The organism is Leclercia adecarboxylata, from assembly GCF_006874705.1.
In the GTDB taxonomy this organism is placed as follows: domain Bacteria; phylum Pseudomonadota; class Gammaproteobacteria; order Enterobacterales; family Enterobacteriaceae; genus Enterobacter; species Enterobacter adecarboxylatus_C.
The window spans coordinates 107,696-128,683 of record NZ_CP035382.1; the positions used below are offsets into that span (position 1 = coordinate 107,696).

Sequence of the window (20,988 nt, forward strand, 5' to 3'; positions counted from 1 at the left end):
ATGCAACAAATTAAATCAATTCACTATCTTCGAGGGATAGCCGCTTTTTTAGTTGTTGGCTTCCATATAAGAAACAACTTTAATGATGTTTATCCCATAAAAAATCTAGGTGACTTCATGTTTATGAGTGGAGCATCGGGTGTTGATCTTTTCTTTATTATCAGTGGATTTATCATGATGTACTCTACAAGCATCAAAGTGACTCCCTCTGATTTTATAGTGAGACGAATATTCAGGATATTCCCTCCTTTTCTTTTTTTGTTGACAGCATTGTATTTTTTATACCCTGACTTCAAAACAGAGCATGTCTTTAGATCAATATTTTTAATACATAGTGATTATTCATCTGATGCACCGTTCTTTGGTTATAACACATTAATACCCGCATGGACACTCACCTATGAAGTCTATTTTTATTTGATATTTGCTATCTCTATGACTCTTTCACAGAAGTATAGGGGCCTGATATCTATTATCGCATTAACGTTACCTGTAGTTCTCCTGCAGCTCATCATCAATGGTCAATTAGATTTATATGGTGCTGCGACGGCTGAATTGAACAAAACAAACCCTCTTTACGGCTTCGTGAGATTTGTTTCGTCACCAATGATGATTGAGTTTTGCTATGGGATACTCTTTTACTCATTATCTAAATATTTAAAAAACATTCGTCACTACGAGTTAATCGCTTTTGCTAGTATTTCATTTTTCGTTTGCTCATATCTTTCTTGGTTCAGATTTTTCCATGGACCGATAAACTTTGGATTATGGGCGCTGATATTAATCCTTGGCTCTTTGATTTATGAGTCAAACAAAGAGTTAAAAAACATCCCATTATTAACATTTATGGGAAACATCTCTTATTCTCTGTATTTAACACAAGGGGTGGTTCTGACAGTATTAAATCACTATGAACCCTACATTCCAATCTACAGTTCTGGAAAAGGATTCGTGCGCTTCGTATTCTCTGTCAGCATTTGCATCGTGGTAGCTTACTTCATATATCATTACATTGAATACCCAGCTATACAGATGGGAAAAAAATTCACGCAAATGATAAAGAGAAGAAAATTGTCTCTCGCTTAACAAAAGCCGCCATGGGCGGCTTTTTCGTTACGTGCTGATCATAAGGCGTTGAAAAGGATCCTGACGCCATTGCACAAGAGATGGGGCATACAGCCGCGCAGCTGTGTTCATCGTGTCGACAATGCTTGCCAGCCAAAACAATCATCACCAAATGCGATTAACGTCTCACAGATAAGGTAGAGGAAAATCTAAACCTGCATCGACATGACGTCCTGATACGCCTGCATCAGCTTATTACGCACCTGAATGCCCATCTGCATCGATACCGACGCTTTTTGCAAATCGGTCATCACATCGTTGAGACCAATGCCCGGCACGCCCATGGTGAATTTTTCGCCCTGCACGCGCGCCGCGGTTTGCGTGTCGCTGATCCGGTCCAGCGCCGCATGCAGTTGACCCGCGAAGCTGACCGTCGACTGCACGTCAGCCACGTTCTGATTACGGGCGGTCATTGCCGTTGCCTGCAACTGGCTAATGACGCCTTCAATCCCCTGTATTGCCATGACTTTCCCCTGATGGATTTTTACGCGCTCAAGAGTACCAGTCTGTCAATGAGATAAAGGCGCTAAATAGCGTTAAAAAACCAGGTTATTTGACCCATAGAAATTCCCGTTTCATCAAATAATGGCACAGCCATGATTATGGAATTTTTGTTGTGTTTGCCGACCCGGGAGTCTGTTTTGTTTCTCCACACGAATAATGAAATCCACGATGAGCCACGAGGTGCGCTATGAGTGCGTCAGCAACATCCAGCCCTCAAACTAAATCTCTCGAATGGATGAGCCGCCTGCGCGCGAACCCTAAAGTGCCGTTGATCGTGGCAGGTGCCGCCGCTATCGCTATTGTTGTCGCGATGGTCTTATGGGCCAAACAGCCTGACTATCGCACGCTGTTCAGCAACCTCTCGGACCAGGATGGCGGCGCTATCGTCACCCAGTTAACCCAGATGAACGTCCCCTACCGTTTCTCGGATAATGGCGGCGCGCTGGAAGTCCCTGCCGATAAAGTTCACGAGCTTCGCTTACGTCTTGCCCAGCAAGGTCTGCCGAAAGGCGGCGCGGTAGGCTTTGAACTGCTGGATCAGGAAAAATTCGGTATCAGCCAGTTCAGCGAGCAGGTTAACTACCAGCGCGCGCTGGAGGGCGAACTGGCCCGCACCATCGAAACCCTCGGCCCGCTGAAAAGTGCCCGCGTGCACCTGGCAATGCCAAAACCGACCCTGTTTGTCCGCGAACAGAAAGCCCCTTCGGCCTCCGTTACCGTCAATCTGCAGCCTGGCCGTGCGCTGGATGAAGGGCAGATCAGCGCCGTGGTCCATCTGGTCTCCAGCGCCGTAGCGGGTTTACCGCCGGGTAACGTGACCCTGGTGGATCAGATGGGTCGCCTGTTAACCAAATCCAACACCAGCGATCGCGATCTGAATGACGCGCAGCTGAAATATGCCACCGACGTGGAAAACCGCGTTCAGAGCCGTATCGAAGCCATCCTCGGCCCGATTGTCGGGACCAGCAACGTTCATGCCCAGGTCACCGCGCAGATCGATTTTGCGGATAAAGAGCAGACGGAAGAGCAGTATCGTCCGAACGGCGATGCCGCTCAGGCCGTGATGCGCTCGCGTCAGGTGAATGAAAACTTACAAATCGGCGGCCCGAACGCGGGCGGCGTTCCGGGTGCGCTCTCTAACCAGCCAGCCCCGGCCAATACCGCGCCGATTAACGCCCCGGCGCAGAACCAGCAGAACGGTCAGCAGGGCGCGCAGCAGCAGCAAACCGCAGCGGCGGCCAACGCTGGCCCGCGGACCAGCAGCCGCAACGAAACCACTAACTACGAAGTCGATCGCACCATCCGTCACACCAAAATGAACACTGGTGATGTGCAGCGTCTCTCCGTGGCGGTAGTCGTCAACTACAAAACCCTGCCGGACGGTAAGCCCCTGCCGCTGACCACCGAGCAGATGAAGCAGATCGAAGACCTGACCCGTGAAGCCATGGGTTATTCAGAGAAACGGGGCGATACCCTTAACGTCGTGAACTCGCCGTTCAGCGCCGTTGACGATACCAGCGGTGAACTGCCGTTCTGGCAGAAGCAGGCATTTATCGAGCTGCTGATTGAAGCCGGTCGCTGGTTGCTGGTGGTAATTGTTGCCTGGCTGCTGTGGCGTAAAGCGGTACGTCCGCAGCTTGTACGCCGCGCAGAAGAGGCCAAAGCGCTGCAAGAGAGAACCCTGCTGCGCGAAGAGACGCAGGAAGCGGTGGAAGTACGCCTCAGCAAAGACGAACAAATGCAGCAACGCCGTGCTAACCAGCGCATGGGCGCTGAAGTGATGAGCCAGCGTATTCGCGAAATGTCAGATAACGATCCGCGCGTCGTGGCGCTGGTCATTCGCCAGTGGATGAGTAACGAAAATGAGTAACCTTACCGGAACGGATAAAAGCGTCATCCTGCTGATGACCATTGGCGAGGACCGGGCGGCAGAGGTGTTCAAACACCTCTCCCAGCGTGAAGTGCAGGTTCTCAGCTCGGCGATGGCCAACGTGCGTCAGATCTCCAACAAGCAGCTGACCGAAGTGCTGGCGGAGTTTGAGCAGGAAGCCGAACAGTTTGCGGCGCTCAACGTCAACGCCAACGAATACCTGCGTTCAGTGCTGGTCAAGGCGCTCGGGGAAGAGCGCGCCGCCAGCCTGCTGGAGGATATTCTCGAGACCCGCGATACCGCCAGCGGTATCGAAACGCTCAACTTTATGGAGCCGCAGACCGCCGCCGACCTTATTCGCGACGAGCATCCGCAGATCATCGCCACCATCCTGGTCCACCTCAAGCGTGGCCAGGCGGCCGATATTCTGGCGCTGTTCGACGAACGTCTGCGTCACGATGTGATGCTGCGTATCGCCACCTTCGGCGGCGTCCAGCCGGCGGCGCTGGCGGAACTGACCGAAGTACTGAACGGTCTGCTCGACGGCCAGAACCTCAAGCGCAGCAAAATGGGCGGCGTGAGAACGGCAGCAGAAATTATCAACCTGATGAAAACGCAGCAGGAAGAGGCCGTCATTACCGCGGTGCGCGAGTTCGACGGCGAACTGGCGCAGAAAATTATCGACGAGATGTTCCTGTTCGAAAACCTGGTCGACGTGGACGACCGCAGTATCCAGCGCCTGCTGCAGGAAGTGGACTCCGAATCGCTGCTTATCGCCCTCAAAGGTGCCGAACAGCCGCTGCGCGAGAAGTTCCTGCGCAACATGTCCCAGCGTGCGGCGGATATCCTGCGCGACGACCTTGCCAACCGTGGCCCGGTGCGTCTGTCTCAGGTGGAAAACGAACAGAAAGCGATCCTCCTTATTGTGCGTCGTCTGGCCGAAACCGGCGAGATGGTGGTAGGCAGCAGCGAGGATACCTATGTCTGATGAACTGCCGTGGAAGGTCTGGACCCCGGATGACCTCTCCCCTCCTCGTGCGGAATTTGTCCCTGCCAACCTCGACTCCGACGGGATGGATGAGGAGAACGCAGAGCCTGAACTGAGCGAAGAGGAGCTGCGCGCGCAGCAGCTGGCGCAGATCCAGATGCAGGCCCACGATCAGGGCTACACCGCCGGCGTAAACGAAGGCCGGCAGAAAGGTCACGACCAGGGCTATCAGGAAGGGCTGGCCCAGGGGATGGCGCAAGGGTTAGAACAGGCGCGCTCACAGCAGGCGCCGATCCATGCCCGGATGCAGCAGCTGGTCAGCGAGTTCCAGAATACGCTGGACGCGCTGGACAGCGTTATCGCCTCGCGCCTGATGCAGATGGCGCTCGAGGCGGCACGTCAGGTGATCGGCCATACCCCGCCGGTAGATAACTCGTCGCTGATTAAACAGATCCAGGGTCTGCTGCAGCAAGAGCCGCTGTTCAGCGGCAAACCGCAGCTGCGCGTCCACCCGGACGATCTGCAGCGAGTGGAAGAGATGCTCGGCGCGACCCTGAGCCTGCACGGCTGGCGCCTGCGCGGCGATCCGACCCTGCATCACGGCGGCTGCAAAGTCTCTGCCGATGAAGGGGATCTGGACGCCAGCGTGGCAACCCGCTGGCAGGAACTGTGCCGCCTGGCAGCACCGGGAGTCATCTGATGACCGCACGCCTCACCCGCTGGCTCAACAGTCTCGACAATTTTGAAGCGAAGATGGCGCAGCTGCCGTCCGTTCGCCGTTATGGCCGCTTAACCCGCGCCACCGGCCTGGTGCTGGAGGCGACCGGCCTGCAACTGCCGCTGGGGGCCACCTGCATTATCGAACGCCAGGACGGGAACGAGATCCGCGAAGTCGAGAGCGAAGTGGTTGGCTTTAACGGCCAGCGTCTGTTTCTGATGCCGCTGGAAGAGGTGGAGGGCGTTCTGCCCGGCGCGCGCGTTTACGCCAAAAACCTATCCGCCGACGGACTGCACAGCGGCAAGCAGTTGCCGCTCGGCCCGGCGCTGCTCGGGCGGGTGCTGGACGGCGGCGGTAAACCGCTGGATGGCCTGCCCTCCCCCGATACCGCCGAAACCGGGGCGCTGATCACGCAACCCTTTAACCCGTTGCAACGTACGCCGATCGAGCACGTGCTGGATACCGGCGTGCGCCCGATCAACGCCCTGCTGACCGTCGGTCGCGGCCAGCGTATGGGCCTGTTCGCCGGCTCCGGCGTCGGCAAATCGGTGCTGCTCGGGATGATGGCCCGCTACACCCAGGCCGACGTTATCGTGGTGGGGCTGATTGGCGAGCGTGGCCGTGAAGTCAAAGATTTTATCGAGAACATCCTCGGTGCCGAAGGGCGCGCCCGGTCGGTGGTGATTGCCGCCCCGGCGGATGTCTCTCCCCTGCTGCGTATGCAGGGTGCCGCCTACGCCACGCGCATCGCGGAAGATTTCCGCGATCGGGGTCAGCATGTCCTGCTGATCATGGACTCCCTGACCCGTTATGCGATGGCGCAGCGTGAAATCGCCCTGGCGATCGGTGAACCGCCGGCGACCAAAGGCTACCCGCCTTCGGTATTTGCCAAATTACCGGCGCTGGTTGAACGCGCCGGTAACGGCATCAGCGGCGGCGGCTCGATTACCGCGTTTTATACGGTTCTGACCGAAGGCGACGATCAGCAGGATCCGATTGCCGACTCGGCGCGTGCGATCCTCGATGGTCACATCGTCCTGTCGCGCCGTCTGGCCGAAGCGGGCCACTACCCGGCGATTGATATCGAAGCCTCGATCAGCCGCGCAATGACGGCGCTGATTAGCGAGAAGCACTATGCCCGCGTGCGTAACTTTAAGCAGCTGCTCTCCAGCTTCCAGCGCAACCGCGATCTGGTCAGCGTCGGCGCCTATGCCAAAGGCAGCGACCCGATGCTCGACAAGGCAATAGCCCTGTGGCCGCACCTTGAGGCGTATCTGCAACAGGGTATTTTTGAAAAAGCCGACTGGGAAAGCTCGATCCAGGCTCTGGAGATGATTTTCCCGCAGGTGTAACAGAATAGAGGGCGAATGTCATGGCACAACACGGCGCATTAGCCACGCTGAAAGATCTGGCCGAGAAAGACGTTGATAATGCCGCACAGCAGCTTGGCGCGATGCGCCGCGGGCATCAACAGGCGGAAGAACAGCTGAAGATGTTGATCGACTACCAGCATGAGTATCGCACCAACCTCAACACGGACATGGCCCAGGGTATCGGCAGCCAGCGCTGGATTAACTATCAACAGTTCATCCAGACGCTGGAGAAAGCCATAGATCAGCATCGCCAGCAGGTGTTTCAGTGGACCGAGAAGGTTGACCGGGCCCTGAACTTCTGGCGAGAGAAGAAGCAGCGTTTACAGGCCTGGCAAACCTTGCAGGATCGCCAGCTTGCCGCAGCAACCCTGGCGGAAAGCCGTCTCGATCAGAAAAAAATGGATGAATTTGCCCAGCGCGCAACAATGAGGACACCGGAATGATCACCCTTCAACAACTGCTTTCGGGCGACACCGACCTTACGGGCGGGGTCCGGGGCGGAAAAGCGGCCGACGGCGCGCAGGACTTTCTTGCCCTGCTGGCGGGCGCGTTAAGCGATGCCAAAGGCCAGGGCAAAGAGGCCGGGCTGACGCTGAACGATCTGCAGACAGCGGGCGGCAAGCGGGCAAGCGAGGCGCTGAAAGCCGACGCCATCGATGCTGATACCGATGCCGGAAAGCTGGCCGAACTGCTGGCGCATCAGGATCTCAGCGTCACCGACGAGGGCGTCACCCAGCCCGGTCTGAGCACCGGCCTGCTGCCCGCGCTTAAAGGTGACGTACTGAAGAGCCTGACCCAGGCGGCCAAAGAGGCCGACAGCAAAACCGAGCTTAGCGATGACGAGCTGGCGGGATTAAGCGCCCTGATGGCAATGCTGCCTCACCAGCAGACGGCCACCGCCGCCGCACCTCAACCGGTGAGCGCCGGGGGCCTGGACGTTGATGCAACCCTGACCAGCGATCGTGGCCGTCAGCCTGCGCTGGATACCGATGCCCTGCGCAGCGCCAAAGCCGTAGCCCAGGATAAAGATGCGGCATTAGCCTCCGACTCTCAGCTGACGCCAGCCGTTGCCGCGTCCACCACAAAGCAGGCGGCAGAGAGCGCGCCGTCCCCGACCGGGCCAACCGTCACTATGGGGCCGATTGTCAGCAATCTTACCTCGGCGCAGCCGACCTTTGCCGCAGCGCCCGTGGTCAGCGCCCAGCTGGGCAGCAACGAGTGGCAGCAGACCATCAGCCAGCACATCACCCTGTTCACCCGCCAGGGCCAGCAGAGCGCCGAGCTGCGTCTGCATCCGGAGGATCTGGGTCAGGTACAAATTACGCTTAAGCTGGATGATAACCAGGCGCAGCTGCAGATGGTGTCAGGCCATAGCCACGTTCGTGCGGCGCTGGAAGCGGCCCTGCCGGTGCTGCGTACCCAGCTGGCGGAAAACGGCATTGAGCTGACGCAAAGCAGCATCAGCAGTGAAAACTTTAATGGCCAACAGCAGGCCTCCTCTCAGCATCAGCAGCAAACATCCCGCTCCGGGGCGCCGGGTGGATTTGATGAAGAGAGCGATGAGCTGCTGGCAGTGCCTGCCTCCCTGCAGTCCGCGGCACGTGGAAACAACGCTGTCGATATCTTCGCCTAAACCTAAACGCCAGAGGTAGCGTGATTATCCCCGTCTTTTCGACCCTTTGACGGCGAGCGGACACGGGATAATCACCCCATTAGCAGTCCCGAAACAGGAAGCACGAATCAGATGACTGACTCCGCCATCACCAAGAAAAGTAAGCGTTCCATCTGGATCCCGCTTCTGGTGTTAATTACGCTCGCCGCCTGCGCTACAGCAGGTTACAGCTACTGGCGCATGAATAAAGCACCGTCAGCCGCAGCCAAAGCGGAGCCAGCACCGCCGGCGGCCCCGGTCTTTTTCGCACTGGATACTTTTACCGTTAATCTGGGTGATGCCGAGCACGTGTTCTACGTGGGCATTACGCTGCGTCTGAAAGACGAGGCCACGCGCGCCCGTCTGAGTGAATATCTGCCGGAAGTGCGCAGCCGTCTGCTGCTGCTGTTCTCGCGCCAGGATGCCGCGCAGTTGTCTACCGATGAAGGTAAACAAAAACTGGTGGTAGACATTAAGCAAACGCTGGCCGCGCCTCTGATAAGCGGTCAACCTAAGCAGGAAGTCACTGACGTTCTGTATACAGCTTTCATTCTGCGGTAACGACATGGGCGACAGTATTCTTTCTCAGGCGGAAATCGATGCGCTGCTTAACGGCGACAGCGATAAGACCGACGATCCAAAACCGGGTAAAGTGGGCGAAAGTGACATTCGCCCCTACGATCCCAATACCCAGCGTCGCGTGGTGCGCGAGCGTCTGCAGGCGCTGGAGATCATCAACGAACGTTTTGCCCGTCAGTTCCGTATGGGGCTGTTTAACCTGCTGCGTCGTAGCCCGGATATCACCGTCGGCGCGATCCGCATTCAGCCGTATCATGAGTTCGCCCGTAACCTGCCGGTACCGACGAACCTCAACCTGATCCATCTGAAACCCCTGCGCGGCACGGGTCTGTTCGTCTTCTCGCCAAGCCTGGTGTTTATCGCCGTGGATAACCTGTTCGGCGGCGACGGACGTTTCCCGACCAAAGTGGAAGGCCGCGAGTTTACCCATACCGAACAGCGCGTCATCAACCGCATGCTGAAGCTGGCCCTTGAAGGCTATAGCGACGCGTGGAAAGCGATTCATCCGCTGGACGTGGAGTATGTCCGTTCCGAGATGCAGGTGAAGTTCACCAACATCACCACCTCGCCAAACGACATCGTGGTTAACACCCCGTTCCACGTGGAGATCGGCAACCTGACCGGTGAGTTCAATATCTGCCTGCCGTTCAGCATGATTGAACCGCTGCGCGAAGTACTGGTGAACCCGCCGCTGGAAAACTCCCGCCATGAAGATCAGAACTGGCGCGAGAACCTGGTGCGCCAGGTACAGCACTCCCAGCTGGAACTGGTAGCGAACTTTGCCGACGTCCCGCTGCGTTTATCGCAGATCTTAAAATTAAAACCCGGCGATGTGCTGCCGATCGAAAAACCCGATCGCATCATTGCCCATGTGGATGGCGTGCCCGTGCTGACCAGCCAGTATGGCACCGTGAACAATCAATACGCGTTACGCGTTGAGCACCTGATTAACCCGATTTTGAATTCTCTGAATGAGGAACAGCCCAAATGAGTGATATGAACAATCCGTCCGATGACAACAACGGAGCACTGGACGATCTGTGGGCTGAGGCGTTAAACGAACAAAAAGCACCGGCCAGCAAAAGCGTTGCCGATGCGGTGTTCAAGCAGCTGGGCGGCGGTGACGTCAGCGGCACGCTGCAGGATATCGATCTGATTATGGATATCCCGGTCAAGCTGACCGTGGAGCTGGGTCGTACCCGAATGACCATCAAAGAGCTGCTGCGCCTGACGCAGGGATCCGTGGTGGCGCTGGATGGTCTGGCCGGTGAGCCGCTGGATATTCTGATCAACGGCTACCTGATTGCCCAGGGTGAAGTCGTGGTTGTCGCCGATAAATACGGCGTGCGTATTACCGACATCATCACCCCGTCCGAACGTATGCGTCGTCTGAGCCGCTAAACATGAAGACCCAGGCCACCGTCTCTCAACCCTCTGCAGTGCCCGGTTCGCCGCTGCTGCAGGTCAGCGGTGCGCTGCTGGGGATCATTGCTTTTATTTTGATCGTCGCCTGGCTGGCAAAACGCGTCGGCCTGGCGGGTAAAACCGCCGGTGCGCGCGGGCTGAAGCTTACGGCCAGCACCTCGCTGGGGCCGCGCGAACGCGTGGTGATCGTGGAAGTGGAAGACGCCCGGCTGGTGCTGGGTGTGACCGCCTCGCAAATCAATATCCTGCATACATTGCCGCCTGCGCCGGTCTCTGAAGGGAGCAGCCCAGAGGTTCCACCGGATTTTCAGTCCGTGATGAAGAGTTTGCTTAAGCGTTCCGGGAGATCGTGATGCGCCCTGTTTTATCTCTTGCGCTTGCAGGCCTTGGCCTGTTTGCTCCCGCCGTGTACGCCCAGTTGCCAGGCCTGATCTCCACGCCGATGGCCGGGGGCGGCCAGAGCTGGACCCTGCCGGTTCAGACGCTGGTGTTTATCACCTCGCTCACCTTTATCCCGGCAATCCTGCTGATGATGACCAGCTTCACCCGCATCATCATCGTCTTTGGTCTGCTGCGTAATGCCCTGGGCACCCCTTCGGCACCGCCGAACCAGGTTCTGCTCGGTCTGTCCCTGTTTTTGACCTTCTTCATTATGTCGCCGGTGATCGACAAGATTTATGTCGATGCGTATCAGCCGTTCAGCGAAGACAAGATCTCAATGCAGGTGGCGCTGGAGAAAGGGGCGCAGCCGCTGCGAGAATTTATGCTGCGTCAGACCCGCGAATCAGACCTGGCCCTGTTTGCCCGTCTGGCCAACGCCGGGCCGATTCAGGGTCCGGAAGCGGTGCCGATGCGCATTCTGCTGCCCGCCTACGTCACCAGCGAGCTGAAAACCGCCTTCCAGATTGGTTTTACGATCTTCATTCCGTTTTTGATTATCGACCTGGTGATCGCCAGCGTGCTGATGGCGCTGGGGATGATGATGGTGCCTCCGGCAACCATTGCCCTGCCCTTCAAGCTGATGCTGTTTGTGCTGGTGGACGGCTGGCAGCTGCTGGTCGGCTCGCTGGCGCAAAGTTTCTACAGTTAAGGAGCGCGCAATGACGCCAGAATCGGTCATGATGATGGGCACGGAAGCGATGAAGGTCGCGATCTCCGTTGCCGCTCCCCTGCTGCTGGTGGCCCTGGTCACCGGTCTGATTATCAGTATCCTGCAGGCCGCCACGCAGATTAACGAAATGACCCTGTCATTTATCCCGAAAATCATCGCCGTGTTCGTGGCGATCATTGTTGCCGGGCCGTGGATGCTGAACCTGATGCTGGATTACATGCGTAATCTGTTTACCAACCTGCCGTACATCATCGGCTAGCTATGCTGCAAATCACCAGCGATCAATGGCTTGAGTGGCTCGGCCTCTACTTCTGGCCCCTGCTGCGCATTCTGGCCCTGATCTCCACCGCGCCGATCTTCAGTGAACGGGCGATCCCCAAGCGGGTAAAAATCGGCCTTGGCATTCTTATTACCATCATCGTTGCCCCGAGCCTGCCGCCGGTGAACGTGCCGATTTTTTCGGCCCCGGCGCTGTGGGTTGGGCTGCAGCAGATCCTGATTGGCGTGGCCATCGGCTTTACCATGCAGTTTGCCTTTGCCGCCGTGCGTACTGCCGGAGAGCTGATCGGTTTGCAGATGGGCCTGTCGTTCGCCACCTTCTTCGACCCGGGCAGCAGGCTTAACATGCCGATCATCGCCCGTATTATCGACCTGCTGGCAATGCTGCTGTTTCTGGCCTTTGATGGTCATCTGTGGCTGATTTCGATACTGGTGGACACATTCCATAGCCTGCCGATTGGCGGCGAGCCGGTGAACAGCAACGCCTTTATGGCCCTGACCCGCGCGGCCGGAATGATCTTCCTCAATGGCCTGATGCTGGCGCTACCTGTTATCACCCTGCTACTGACCGTCAACCTCGCGTTGGGTTTACTGAACCGTATGGCTCCCCAGCTCTCGGTGTTTGTTATTGGTTTCCCGATCACCCTGACTGTCGGTCTTTTGCTTATTTCCCTGCTAATGCCCCTTATTGCACCTTTCTGCGAACGCTTATTCAGTGAGGTATTTAATCTGCTGAGCAATATCCTGAGCGAACTGTCGACAAAGTAATAACCCCTGTGTTTTATATTGTCTCTTTGAGGATATTCCTAAAATAAGAATTGAGAAACATCTGCCAGGATATATCTGGTGCGGCCTGAATGTTTTTACCCACCTCACAATATTAAACATTTACTTTACTTTAAGATGTTTCCTGGCAAATTATACGTAACTTTACGGGATAGTGAGTTCGCCTGAAAGTCCTTGTAATGCTCACAGGTAATTATTTATTCCATCCCGTATGGCTGTTATAGAGCTCTCAGGCCGATGGTAAATTATCGTTATGCATTGAGTGAGGGTATGCCATGTCAACGATCATTATGGATTTATGCAGTTACACCCGGCTAGGGTTAACCGGGTATCTGGCCAGCAGAGGGGTAAAGAAAAAAGACATCAACGACGTACATAACGTTGACGAACTTGCCGCCGCGTGTGAGGCCCTGGCGCCAGGTGTGGTGTTTATTAATGAGGACTGTTTCATTCACGATCCTGCCAACAGTCAGCAAATAAAGCACATCATTAATCAACATCCCGGCACGCTGTTTATTGTATTTATGGCAATTGCCAATCTTCATTTCGACGAATATTTACGGGTACGTCAGAATCTTCTGATTAGTTCGAAATCCATTAAGCCCGAGTCACTGGATGACCTGGTGGGGGATTATTTAAGCAAAGAGATAAAGAATGTAGCGGAATTTAATTTTCCGACTTTATCATTAAGCCGGACTGAATCCAGTATGCTGCGAATGTGGATGGCAGGACAGGGAACCATTCAGATATCCGATCAGATGAATATCAAAGCCAAGACCGTTTCGTCACATAAAGGAAATATTAAAAGGAAGATAAAAACGCATAATAAGCAAGTGATCTATCATGTCGTCCGTCTGACAGACAATGTGACCAACGGAATCTACGTTAACCTGCGTTAACCCCCTCCCCTTTTCAATTATTCCCCGATCTCTGGCTATGCCAGAGATTTTTCCCTGCTGTAAACGGGTCGGGCCAGCCCGCGCTACCCGACACGGGCCTTACTCCTGGCTTTCGACGAAAATGCCGTCAGGGTGGCCAAGCTCGTTAAAGAACCAGATCCCGAGCGGATAATCTTCCAGTGAGACCAGATACATCGTGCCTTCATTAAACTGCTCAACTGCCAGGACAACACCCGGGCGGCGCGGCCCGCCGTCCGTTTTGACTGTCACCCGATCGTTAACCTTCATAGAATCCTCCTCTGGTTTTGAGCCAGTGTAGAACAAAACGTGAAAACTGGCAGCGTGTTGCCGCGTGATTGGCGCTTTTATCGGCGGTCTATACTAATAACTTCACCCCGTGAAATGAGGAGTAAGTGATGAAGACCGCAAAAGAGTACAGCGAAACGGCAAAACGCGAAGTGAACGTTGACGTCGATGCCCTGCTCGCCGCGATCAATGAAATCAGCGAGAGTGAGGTAAAACGGATCGAGGATGACCCTACCCGCGTGAGAGTGAATGACCGGGATTATCACACCTGGCGCGAGCTGGCTGAGGCCTTCGAGCTCGATATCCATGATTTTAGCGTGACGGAAGTTAATCGCTGAGGCGAAAAAAATCCCGGTCATGGGGTGACCGGGATCAAACTTGCTTATGCAAGAAGCACTTGTAAATTCGTTACACCAGGAAATCTGATGTCGTGATGACATTATCTGCAAAATTTTTGTAAGACAAGGATATATTTTTCACATTTATAGTTACTACACGAAATTAAAGTTTTAGTTATGGTTGCCAACGAGCCTGGGACGCGGCCTGAACGGGATCGGTTCCATAAGAGAAACTTTTCCGCTCTGTTTTTTTAAGATAAATCTTATCTGCAACCTTCATCTGTTACGGGAGATGCTATGCCTTCACTTGAGGACCCGCTGCTCATCTATAGCGATCTGGATGGCACGCTACTGGATATTCATACCTATGACTGGCAGCCTGCGGCCGGCTGGCTGGAGAGGTTGCAGGACCATCAAATCCCGATCGTTCTCTGCAGCAGCAAAACGGCGGCTGAAATGCTGGAGATCCAGAACGATCTCGGGCTGGATGGCCTGCCCTTTATTGCCGAAAACGGCGCGGTGATCCAGCTGGATGTACGCTGGAACGACCATCCCGACGCCCCCCGGCTGATCAACGGCGTTCCCCATACCGACATCGTCCAGGTAATCAATCAGCTGCGCGACGATGCAGGCTACAGGTTCACTACCTTCGATGATGTCGACGATCGGGTGATTAGCGAGTGGACCGGGCTCAGCCGCGAACGCGCGATGCTGGCGCGGCTGCACGAAGCCTCGGTAACGCTGATCTGGCGCGACAGCGACGAAAAAATGGCGGCCTTTGAGGCGGCGCTGGTAGAACTGGGGCTGAAGTTTGTTCAGGGCGCACGCTTCTGGCACATCCTCGATGCCCGGGGCGGTAAAGATCAGGCCATCAGCTGGCTCAACGAGCAGTACCTGCAGCGCGACGGCATGCTTCCTACAACCTTAGGCCTGGGTGACGGGCCAAACGATGCCCCTCTGCTGGACAGCGTGGACCTGGCGGTGGTGGTCAAAGGGATTAACCGCCAGGGCGTACAGCTGAAAAACGACGATCCTGAGCGGGTTTACCATACCCAACAGCCCGGCCCCGCGGGCTGGCGTGAAGGGCTGGATCACTTCTTCTCGTCCTGACCAACAACCTGGTTGCGTCCTCGCTGTTTCGCCTGGTAGAGACGGGCGTCAGCGATGGACTGCAGCTGCTCAAAGTCATAATTATCGCTTTCACGGGCGCTGCTGACGCCGATCGACACGCTGATGCGCGCCGTCTGGCTCTTTTTCACCAGGATTTCGCGGTCGTTGATGCGCGCGCGGATCCGCTCTGCAATCCGCATCGCCTCTTCAGGCCCGGCCCCCGGCAGGACGACGCAAAACTCTTCGCCCCCCACGCGCCCGGCGACGTCCGCCTCCCGTATCGTGCTGGTGATTAACCTGGCCGCATGGGTGAGCACCTTGTCGCCCGCCTGATGACCATATCTGTCGTTAATGCTTTTAAAATGGTCAAGATCCAACTGCATTACCGAGTAGGGCTGATGCTGCTGTTCGCATCTTTTCGCCAGCGCTTTCGCCCGCTCAAACAGCGCGCCGCGGTTATTGATCCGCGTCAGAGGGTCGTGCCATGCCTGCCACTGGAGCGAGTGTTGCAGCCGGTACATGTTGCTGACCATCCGGCGGATCACAAACCATGAACCAATCAGCATCGCGGTGAACAGCAGCCACAGCAGCGTCAGGGCAATCGTAATGCTGCCAAAATCGCCGTGCGCCCCTTCCCGTAAGGTGTGAATGCGCAGCAGAACACCGTCGAAGTGGTCCAGATGCTGCCAGTTAACGTAACGGCTCCCCAGCCGGATCTCTCCTACGGTATCGTTCTCAAGCGTGCTGGCAATTTGCGCCCGCTCACGCTCGTCAAAATGGTTCACATGACTGGCGACGCTCTCCGAGGTGGCGAGCAGAGTAAAACTGTTGTCGTAGAGCTGGAACTCCCCTTCGCCGTTATCCCCTACCGCATCCTGGAGCAGTTTCTTAAGCCCCTGGAAGGTAAAATCAATCGCCAGCACGCCGTACCAGTCACGTTGATAGTCGACCGGCACGCTGACGTTAACGATTTTTTCATTTATCAGCGTAAGCCAACGCACGCTGCGGGACCGATTATCGCGCTCTGATTGTTGGGTAAACCACGGGCTGGTCACCAGCTGATAATAGCGGGTGGGAATGTCGCGTACGGTATCGATTGGATCGGTCGAGACATAAAACCCCGCACGCGAGACATAAACGATGCGCTTCGCGTGCGCCGCCGGGGCATTAATCCGCAGCAAATAGCCCATTTCAAAGGCAGCGCTCATCTCCTTTTCGAGCCGTTCGTCGTCGCGTATCAGGCTGGTGGTCTGCTGTACAAACGCATCGGAAATGCCGTTCAGCGGTAAAGTACGCCGCTCGTCGAAGGCCAACTGCCAGAAAGGTTTGTTTCGCAGGTCATTGAAACGGGAGACCGTGTCGTGCAGCACAGGCGCGGCCAGCGGAGTTTCAAGGGCATCCTGCATGCCGTTACGAAAGAAGAGCAGCTTTTCGACGCTGAACTGCAGCTGGCGATCCAGCGAGTTGACCACGTTCTCAAGATGGGTGTGCTGAGTCGCGGCGTAGGCGTCTTCCAGCACCACAGCCTCGCGCCAGGTCAGTAACGTGGAGACGATGAGGACAGCAATAAAGCAAATATTTACAACCCGGCCCGGATGAAAACGATGACGTGCCGAAAAAACCTCTTTTCTTACAATATCGTCGGGCTGCACACACACTCCCTGAAAGCCACCTGCGCCATCCGCATGGGCGGGGACGGCAATGTTACTGCCTGTAAGCGATTATAGCGCACAAAAACGCCCGGCATTGCCGGGCGTAGCGTGACTTAAGCCTTGTCCTTTCGCCGGGTGCCGTCACCATGCTGAAGCTCTTCTTCACGAAACGCTTCCTGCTTGATGCCGTAACCGTCGTACCAGCGACACTCCACCATTCCGCTTGCATAGCCGGTGACGACCATACGTGGACCGCCGTTTTTTGGCTTAACTTCATCGCTGACCAGAAAGACCATAACCGCCTCCTTTATCAGTGTGAAACTGTATCAATTTAGTCGAGGAATAACAGTTATGCCTGGTATAGCCAGAAGTTATTAATGTGAGCGACCTCGCATTTTTTCCACGAGTTTCACCACCGCGACCACCACGAGGCCAATAATCAACCCGAGCACCAGATTCAATAAGGTGGGTAAAACAGTTGCAATAACAGCACCTTGAGCCTCAGAAAAATGCTCGATGGCATGATGCAGCGGCGCAATGCCATGCACCACAATCCCGCCGCCGACGAGGAACATGGCCAGGGTGCCGATTACCGACAGGGACTTCATCAGCCAGGGGGCCACCACCAGCAGGGCTTTACCCGTCATCTTCGCCAGCGCGCTGGTTTTATCACTCAGCCAGTAGCCGACGTCATCCAGTTTGACGATGATGCCCACCAGGCCGTAGACGCCCAGGGTGACCACAAAGGCGATCCCGGACAGCACCAGCACCTGGTTCAGCAGCGGCGCATCCGCCACAATCCCCAGGGTAATAGCCACAATTTCCGCCGACAGGATAAAGTCGGTACGGATCGCGCCCTTGATTTTATCCCGCTCAAAGGTGACAGGGTCCTGTGCGGCCAGCGCTTCCAGACGCTGTTGCCGCGCTTCCGGGCTCTCCTTCCCTTTATTTTTACGCGATTCGAGGGAGTGTAATATTTTCTCTGCCCCTTCAAAGCAGAGAAATGCCCCGCCAACCATCAGCAGCGGCGTGATGGCCCACGGAATAAAGGCGCTGATCAGCAACGCCAGCGGCACGAGGATCACTTTATTGAGCAGTGAACCCTTCGCCACGGCCCAGACTACTGGCAGCTCGCGATTGGCGCGCACGCCCGAGACCTGTTGGGCATTGAGAGAGAGATCGTCCCCCAGCACGCCCGCGGTTTTCTTGGCCGCCAGTTTTCCCATCAGCGAAATATCGTCCAGCAGCGTGGCAATATCATCCAGCAGTGTTAATAAGCTACTTCCCGCCAAAATAACGTTCCTTCTTTTTTGTTAATAACCTGAACAGTATGGAGTAAAACCCGGAACCCCGAAACTATCCCGTTTAAGTCAACAAATAATTCACTTATGTAACACAATTAAAGCGCTCGCCAGCGCGATAGTTTTCACGTTAACTCTATGCGACCGAATTATTTCATTGTGAGGGAGTATGCGTTTCAGGCACGTTTTACCATTAGCGGGCGCGCTGTTTGCGCTCTATATCATCTGGGGTTCCACCTATTTCGTGATCCGTATCGGCGTGGAGAGCTGGCCGCCCCTGATGATGGCCGGAGTGCGTTTTCTTTCTGCGGGCGTGCTGCTGCTGGCGTTTTTATTCCTGCGCGGCCATAAGCTGCCGCCGCTGCGCCCGCTTCTCAACGCCGCTCTGATCGGCGTCCTGCTGCTGGCTGTCGGGAACGGCTTTGTTACCGTCGCGGAACATCAAAACGTGCCCTCCGGGATCGCGGCGGTGGTGGTGGCGACCGTTCCGCTGTTCACCCTCTGCTTCAGCCGCCTGTTTGGCATCAAAACGCGCAAGCTGGAGTGGCTGGGGATCGCCATCGGGATGGCAGGCATTATTCTGCTCAACAGCGGCGGAAACCTGAGCGGCAATCCGTGGGGTGCGCTGCTCATCCTGATCGGGTCGATGAGCTGGGCGTTTGGTTCGGTGTACGGCTCGCGCATTGAATTACCCACCGGGATGATGGCCGGGGCCATTGAGATGGTCACCGCGGGGATTGTGCTGCTGGTGGCGTCGATGCTTTCCGGCGAGAAGCTGACTGCCCTTCCCGACCTGTCAGGCTTCCTGGCGGTGGGCTATCTGGCGATATTCGGCTCGGTGATCGCGATTAATGCCTATATGTTCCTGATCCGCAACGTCTCTCCGGCGGTTGCCACCAGCTATGCCTACGTGAACCCGGTGGTCGCCGTGCTGCTGGGTACGGGCCTCGGCGGAGAATCGCTCTCCCCGGTTGAGTGGATGGCGCTGGGGATCATTATTATGGCGGTGGTGCTGGTGACCTTAGGCAAATATCTGTTCCCGGCCAAACCGGTGGTTACGCCGTGTCAGGCGGAGAAACCTTAAGCGGGCGAATGCCAAGGGTGTCGATCTGCGCGGTCTCGCCGCCGCCGCAGATCCACTCTTCCAGACGCTCAGTAAGCGCCCTGTCATCCAGCTTCAGCCTGCCGCGCAGCGCGCATTCCCACACTACCAGCACCCGCCAGCCCTGCTGCTGTAACAGCGCGATATCGCGGTTGTCGCGAATAACGTTTTTACCAATCTTCTCCAGCCAGAAGTCGGTGCGGGTCGCCGGGACCTTAAACAGATAGCAGTCGTGGCGATGCCAGAAACAGCCATGCGTGAAGATCACGCACTGGTGGCTATCAATCACAAAATCAGGTCGCCCGGCAAGGCTGGCATCCTGCACACGGAACTCAAAGCCGACCTGCGCCAGCAGACCAGCCAGCCGTTTTTCAATGGCCGTATCCCGCGTGCCGATGGCGCGCATGTTTTTGCTGCGGGTGGCCTTATTATGTACGTCCGCCATTGACAGTCTCAGCCTTACGTTGCGCTACCGCCTGCAGAATACGCGACTCCAGCAGTCGGGCGACGGCGGCAAACGCCGGTACCACTACCGAATTGCCAAACTGACGGTAGGCCTGGGTGTCAGACACCGGGATACGGAATTGGTAGCCCTGCGGGGTTTCAAAGCCCATCAGACGAGCACATTCGCGCGGCGTCAGACGGCGCGGCCGATGACGCTGGTTTTCAGGATCGTCGAAATCCCGCTCGCCAAGGGCTTTGTCCCAGCCCCGGTCGATAAGGATCTCCGCGCCATCTTTGTAATAGCGTGCCGACAGGGTGCGGGCGACGCTGTTCGGGTTCGTCGGATCGACCATCCCGAAGCCAAACCCGTTGCCCTTCGCCTGATGCTTCTGCGCATAGCGATAGAGATACTTCCACAGCACCGGGGTGAGAATGAATTTTGCGTCCACGACGGGCTCGAGCAGATCGGCAATTGTGGGTCGCCGTGCCGGCCACAGCCCCGGGAGATCGCGCAGGGTGAAGTTGCCCCGCAGGTTGAGATCGCGACGAAAGCCCACCAGCACAATGCGCTCGCGGTGCTGGGGCAGGAAGTGTTTTCCATCGATAATCTTCGGATCGTCTGGCCCGCTCTCCGCGGCATCCGCCACGTCATACCCCAGGTCGTCCAGGGTCTGCATGATGATGCGGAACGTTTTACCGCCGTCATGGCTCTTCAGGTTTTTCACGTTCTCCAGCACAAAGATTGCCGGGCGGCGGGCGTCAATAATGCGCGCCACGTCAAAGAACAACGTGCCCTGAGTGTCGCAGGCAAAACCGTGCGCGCGACCCAGAGCGTTCTTCTTTGATACGCCGGCCAGCGAAAACGGCTGGCACGGGAAGCCTGCGAGCAGCACGTCGTGCGCCGGAATGGCGTTGCGGATGTGCTGCGCCGCCTCGTCGTCCGTCACGCCGCTCTGGTGGCTGAGCGTCACTTCGCGGATGTCATCATTAAACTGGTGCGCATCCGGATCGCAGTACCAGTTGGCCTTGTAGGTGCGTACCGCATGTTTGTTCCACTCACTGGTAAATACGCACTGGCCGCCAATCGCCTCAAATCCATGACGGATGCCGCCGATCCCGGCGAACAGATCGACAAAGCGGAACGCATAGTGAGGATGACAGGCCGGAGGACGCGGCAGCAGGTTTTGCAGGAAGCGGTATTCACCGTCGCTAAGGCGATGTCCTGCCCGCTCGCTGGTCACCAGTCGTTTGAGGATCGCCGGGCTCCAGTGGCTGTCACCCTGAGCAACCAGAAGATGAGCCAGCGTTCTGGCATCGTAAATTTCCAGAAGCTGGCTCAATAACGCCTGAACTGACGCCGTTGATTTATCTGCCAGCACAAGCGCCGACTCCGTCACTGATACATTTTCCTGCATACATTTAACCGG

Annotated in this window: 25 protein-coding genes; 18 read left to right on the forward strand and 7 right to left on the reverse strand. The window is 56.3% G+C overall.

Annotated features, from left to right (window positions below):
- Window positions 1-1,086, forward strand: coding sequence for an acyltransferase (locus ES815_RS01585; protein ID WP_185902370.1), 1,086 nt, complete (start codon window positions 1-3; stop codon window positions 1,084-1,086).
- Between the two features lie 188 nt (window positions 1,087-1,274).
- Here the strand turns inward: ES815_RS01585 and fliE are convergent, their stop codons facing one another.
- Complete coding sequence (fliE, locus tag ES815_RS01590) at window positions 1,275-1,589, reverse strand: flagellar hook-basal body complex protein FliE (protein ID WP_142486302.1); 315 nt, start codon at window positions 1,587-1,589, stop codon at window positions 1,275-1,277.
- Between the two features lie 227 nt (window positions 1,590-1,816).
- On the opposite strand from fliE, the gene fliF reads away from it, so the two are divergent.
- The 14 genes from fliF to rcsA all read left to right on the forward strand — a co-directional run bounded on the left by fliF (window position 1,817) and on the right by rcsA (window position 13,308).
- Window positions 1,817-3,499, forward strand: a complete 1,683-nt coding sequence (gene fliF / locus ES815_RS01595; RefSeq protein WP_142486303.1) for a flagellar basal-body MS-ring/collar protein FliF — start codon at window positions 1,817-1,819, stop codon at window positions 3,497-3,499.
- A complete protein-coding gene (gene fliG, locus ES815_RS01600; RefSeq protein WP_142486304.1) occupies window positions 3,492-4,487 on the forward strand; it encodes a flagellar motor switch protein FliG in 996 nt (331 codons plus the stop codon). The genes fliF and fliG overlap by 8 nt, the downstream gene beginning before the upstream one ends.
- Window positions 4,480-5,187 (forward strand): flagellar assembly protein FliH, encoded by a 708-nt coding sequence (fliH, locus tag ES815_RS01605; protein WP_142486305.1) that lies wholly within the window; start codon window positions 4,480-4,482, stop codon window positions 5,185-5,187. The genes fliG and fliH overlap by 8 nt, the downstream gene beginning before the upstream one ends.
- On the forward strand, window positions 5,187-6,557 hold the full coding sequence (gene fliI / locus ES815_RS01610) for a flagellar protein export ATPase FliI (RefSeq protein WP_142486306.1): 1,371 nt from the start codon (window positions 5,187-5,189) through the stop codon (window positions 6,555-6,557). The genes fliH and fliI overlap by 1 nt, the downstream gene beginning before the upstream one ends.
- Before the next feature lie 20 nt (window positions 6,558-6,577).
- A complete protein-coding gene (fliJ, locus tag ES815_RS01615) occupies window positions 6,578-7,021 on the forward strand; it encodes a flagellar export protein FliJ (protein WP_142486307.1) in 444 nt (147 codons plus the stop codon).
- Complete coding sequence (gene fliK, locus ES815_RS01620; RefSeq protein WP_142486308.1) at window positions 7,018-8,211, forward strand: flagellar hook length control protein FliK; 1,194 nt, start codon at window positions 7,018-7,020, stop codon at window positions 8,209-8,211. Before fliJ ends, fliK begins: the two co-directional genes overlap by 4 nt.
- 111 nt (window positions 8,212-8,322) lie before the next feature.
- Window positions 8,323-8,790 (forward strand): flagellar basal body-associated protein FliL, encoded by a 468-nt coding sequence (gene fliL / locus ES815_RS01625; protein ID WP_142486309.1) that lies wholly within the window; start codon window positions 8,323-8,325, stop codon window positions 8,788-8,790.
- A gap of 4 nt (window positions 8,791-8,794) precedes the next feature.
- Window positions 8,795-9,799: a flagellar motor switch protein FliM gene (gene fliM / locus ES815_RS01630; protein WP_142486310.1), complete on the forward strand. Its 1,005-nt coding sequence runs from the start codon at window positions 8,795-8,797 to the stop codon at window positions 9,797-9,799.
- On the forward strand, window positions 9,796-10,209 hold the full coding sequence (gene fliN, locus ES815_RS01635) for a flagellar motor switch protein FliN (RefSeq protein ID WP_142486311.1): 414 nt from the start codon (window positions 9,796-9,798) through the stop codon (window positions 10,207-10,209). Before fliM ends, fliN begins: the two co-directional genes overlap by 4 nt.
- Window positions 10,210-10,211: 2 nt before the next feature.
- On the forward strand, window positions 10,212-10,586 hold the full coding sequence (gene fliO / locus ES815_RS01640) for a flagellar biosynthetic protein FliO (protein WP_142486312.1): 375 nt from the start codon (window positions 10,212-10,214) through the stop codon (window positions 10,584-10,586).
- Window positions 10,586-11,323: a flagellar type III secretion system pore protein FliP gene (fliP, locus tag ES815_RS01645; protein WP_142486313.1), complete on the forward strand. Its 738-nt coding sequence runs from the start codon at window positions 10,586-10,588 to the stop codon at window positions 11,321-11,323. The genes fliO and fliP overlap by 1 nt, the downstream gene beginning before the upstream one ends.
- 10 nt (window positions 11,324-11,333) lie before the next feature.
- Window positions 11,334-11,603 (forward strand): flagellar biosynthesis protein FliQ, encoded by a 270-nt coding sequence (gene fliQ, locus ES815_RS01650; RefSeq protein WP_142486314.1) that lies wholly within the window; start codon window positions 11,334-11,336, stop codon window positions 11,601-11,603.
- A gap of 2 nt (window positions 11,604-11,605) precedes the next feature.
- On the forward strand, window positions 11,606-12,391 hold the full coding sequence (gene fliR, locus ES815_RS01655) for a flagellar biosynthetic protein FliR (RefSeq protein ID WP_142486315.1): 786 nt from the start codon (window positions 11,606-11,608) through the stop codon (window positions 12,389-12,391).
- Between the two features lie 293 nt (window positions 12,392-12,684).
- Entirely contained in the window at window positions 12,685-13,308 is a 624-nt protein-coding gene (rcsA, locus tag ES815_RS01660; protein ID WP_142486316.1) for a transcriptional regulator RcsA, read from the forward strand.
- Window positions 13,309-13,407: 99 nt separating this feature from the next.
- Here rcsA and dsrB read toward each other — a convergent pair whose 3' ends face one another.
- A complete protein-coding gene (gene dsrB / locus ES815_RS01665; RefSeq protein ID WP_185902371.1) occupies window positions 13,408-13,596 on the reverse strand; it encodes a protein DsrB in 189 nt (62 codons plus the stop codon).
- A 128-nt stretch (window positions 13,597-13,724) separates the two neighbouring features.
- Here dsrB and yodD point away from each other — a divergent pair, with 128 nt between their 5' ends.
- Together yodD and ES815_RS01675 are read left to right on the forward strand one after the other, a co-directional pair.
- A complete protein-coding gene (gene yodD / locus ES815_RS01670) occupies window positions 13,725-13,952 on the forward strand; it encodes a YodD family peroxide/acid resistance protein (RefSeq protein WP_039032546.1) in 228 nt (75 codons plus the stop codon).
- 297 nt (window positions 13,953-14,249) lie between these two features.
- Window positions 14,250-15,062, forward strand: coding sequence for a mannosyl-3-phosphoglycerate phosphatase-related protein (locus tag ES815_RS01675; protein WP_142486318.1), 813 nt, complete (start codon window positions 14,250-14,252; stop codon window positions 15,060-15,062).
- Here ES815_RS01675 and dgcQ read toward each other — a convergent pair.
- The 3 genes from dgcQ to ES815_RS01690 form a co-directional block, all read right to left on the reverse strand.
- The gene (gene dgcQ / locus ES815_RS01680) at window positions 15,044-16,714 is read right to left on the reverse strand and encodes a cellulose biosynthesis regulator diguanylate cyclase DgcQ (RefSeq protein WP_409518821.1); all 1,671 of its coding nucleotides are present in this window, start codon (window positions 16,712-16,714) and stop codon (window positions 15,044-15,046) included. The genes ES815_RS01675 and dgcQ overlap by 19 nt on opposite strands.
- Window positions 16,715-16,827: 113 nt before the next feature.
- The gene (locus tag ES815_RS01685; RefSeq protein WP_142486320.1) at window positions 16,828-17,010 is read right to left on the reverse strand and encodes a YodC family protein; all 183 of its coding nucleotides are present in this window, start codon (window positions 17,008-17,010) and stop codon (window positions 16,828-16,830) included.
- A 78-nt stretch (window positions 17,011-17,088) separates the two neighbouring features.
- A complete protein-coding gene (locus ES815_RS01690) occupies window positions 17,089-18,006 on the reverse strand; it encodes a DUF808 family protein (protein WP_142486321.1) in 918 nt (305 codons plus the stop codon).
- Window positions 18,007-18,184: 178 nt separating this feature from the next.
- Here ES815_RS01690 and yedA point away from each other — a divergent pair, with 178 nt between their 5' ends.
- Window positions 18,185-19,099 (forward strand): drug/metabolite exporter YedA, encoded by a 915-nt coding sequence (gene yedA / locus ES815_RS01695; RefSeq protein ID WP_142486322.1) that lies wholly within the window; start codon window positions 18,185-18,187, stop codon window positions 19,097-19,099.
- On the opposite strand, the gene ES815_RS01700 is transcribed toward yedA, so the two are convergent.
- Entirely contained in the window at window positions 19,071-19,562 is a 492-nt protein-coding gene (locus tag ES815_RS01700; RefSeq protein WP_142486323.1) for a very short patch repair endonuclease, read from the reverse strand. The genes yedA and ES815_RS01700 overlap by 29 nt on opposite strands.
- The gene (locus tag ES815_RS01705; protein WP_185902372.1) at window positions 19,546-20,976 is read right to left on the reverse strand and encodes a DNA cytosine methyltransferase; all 1,431 of its coding nucleotides are present in this window, start codon (window positions 20,974-20,976) and stop codon (window positions 19,546-19,548) included. Before ES815_RS01705 ends, ES815_RS01700 begins: the two co-directional genes overlap by 17 nt.
- Between the last annotated feature and the right edge of the window lie 12 nt (window positions 20,977-20,988).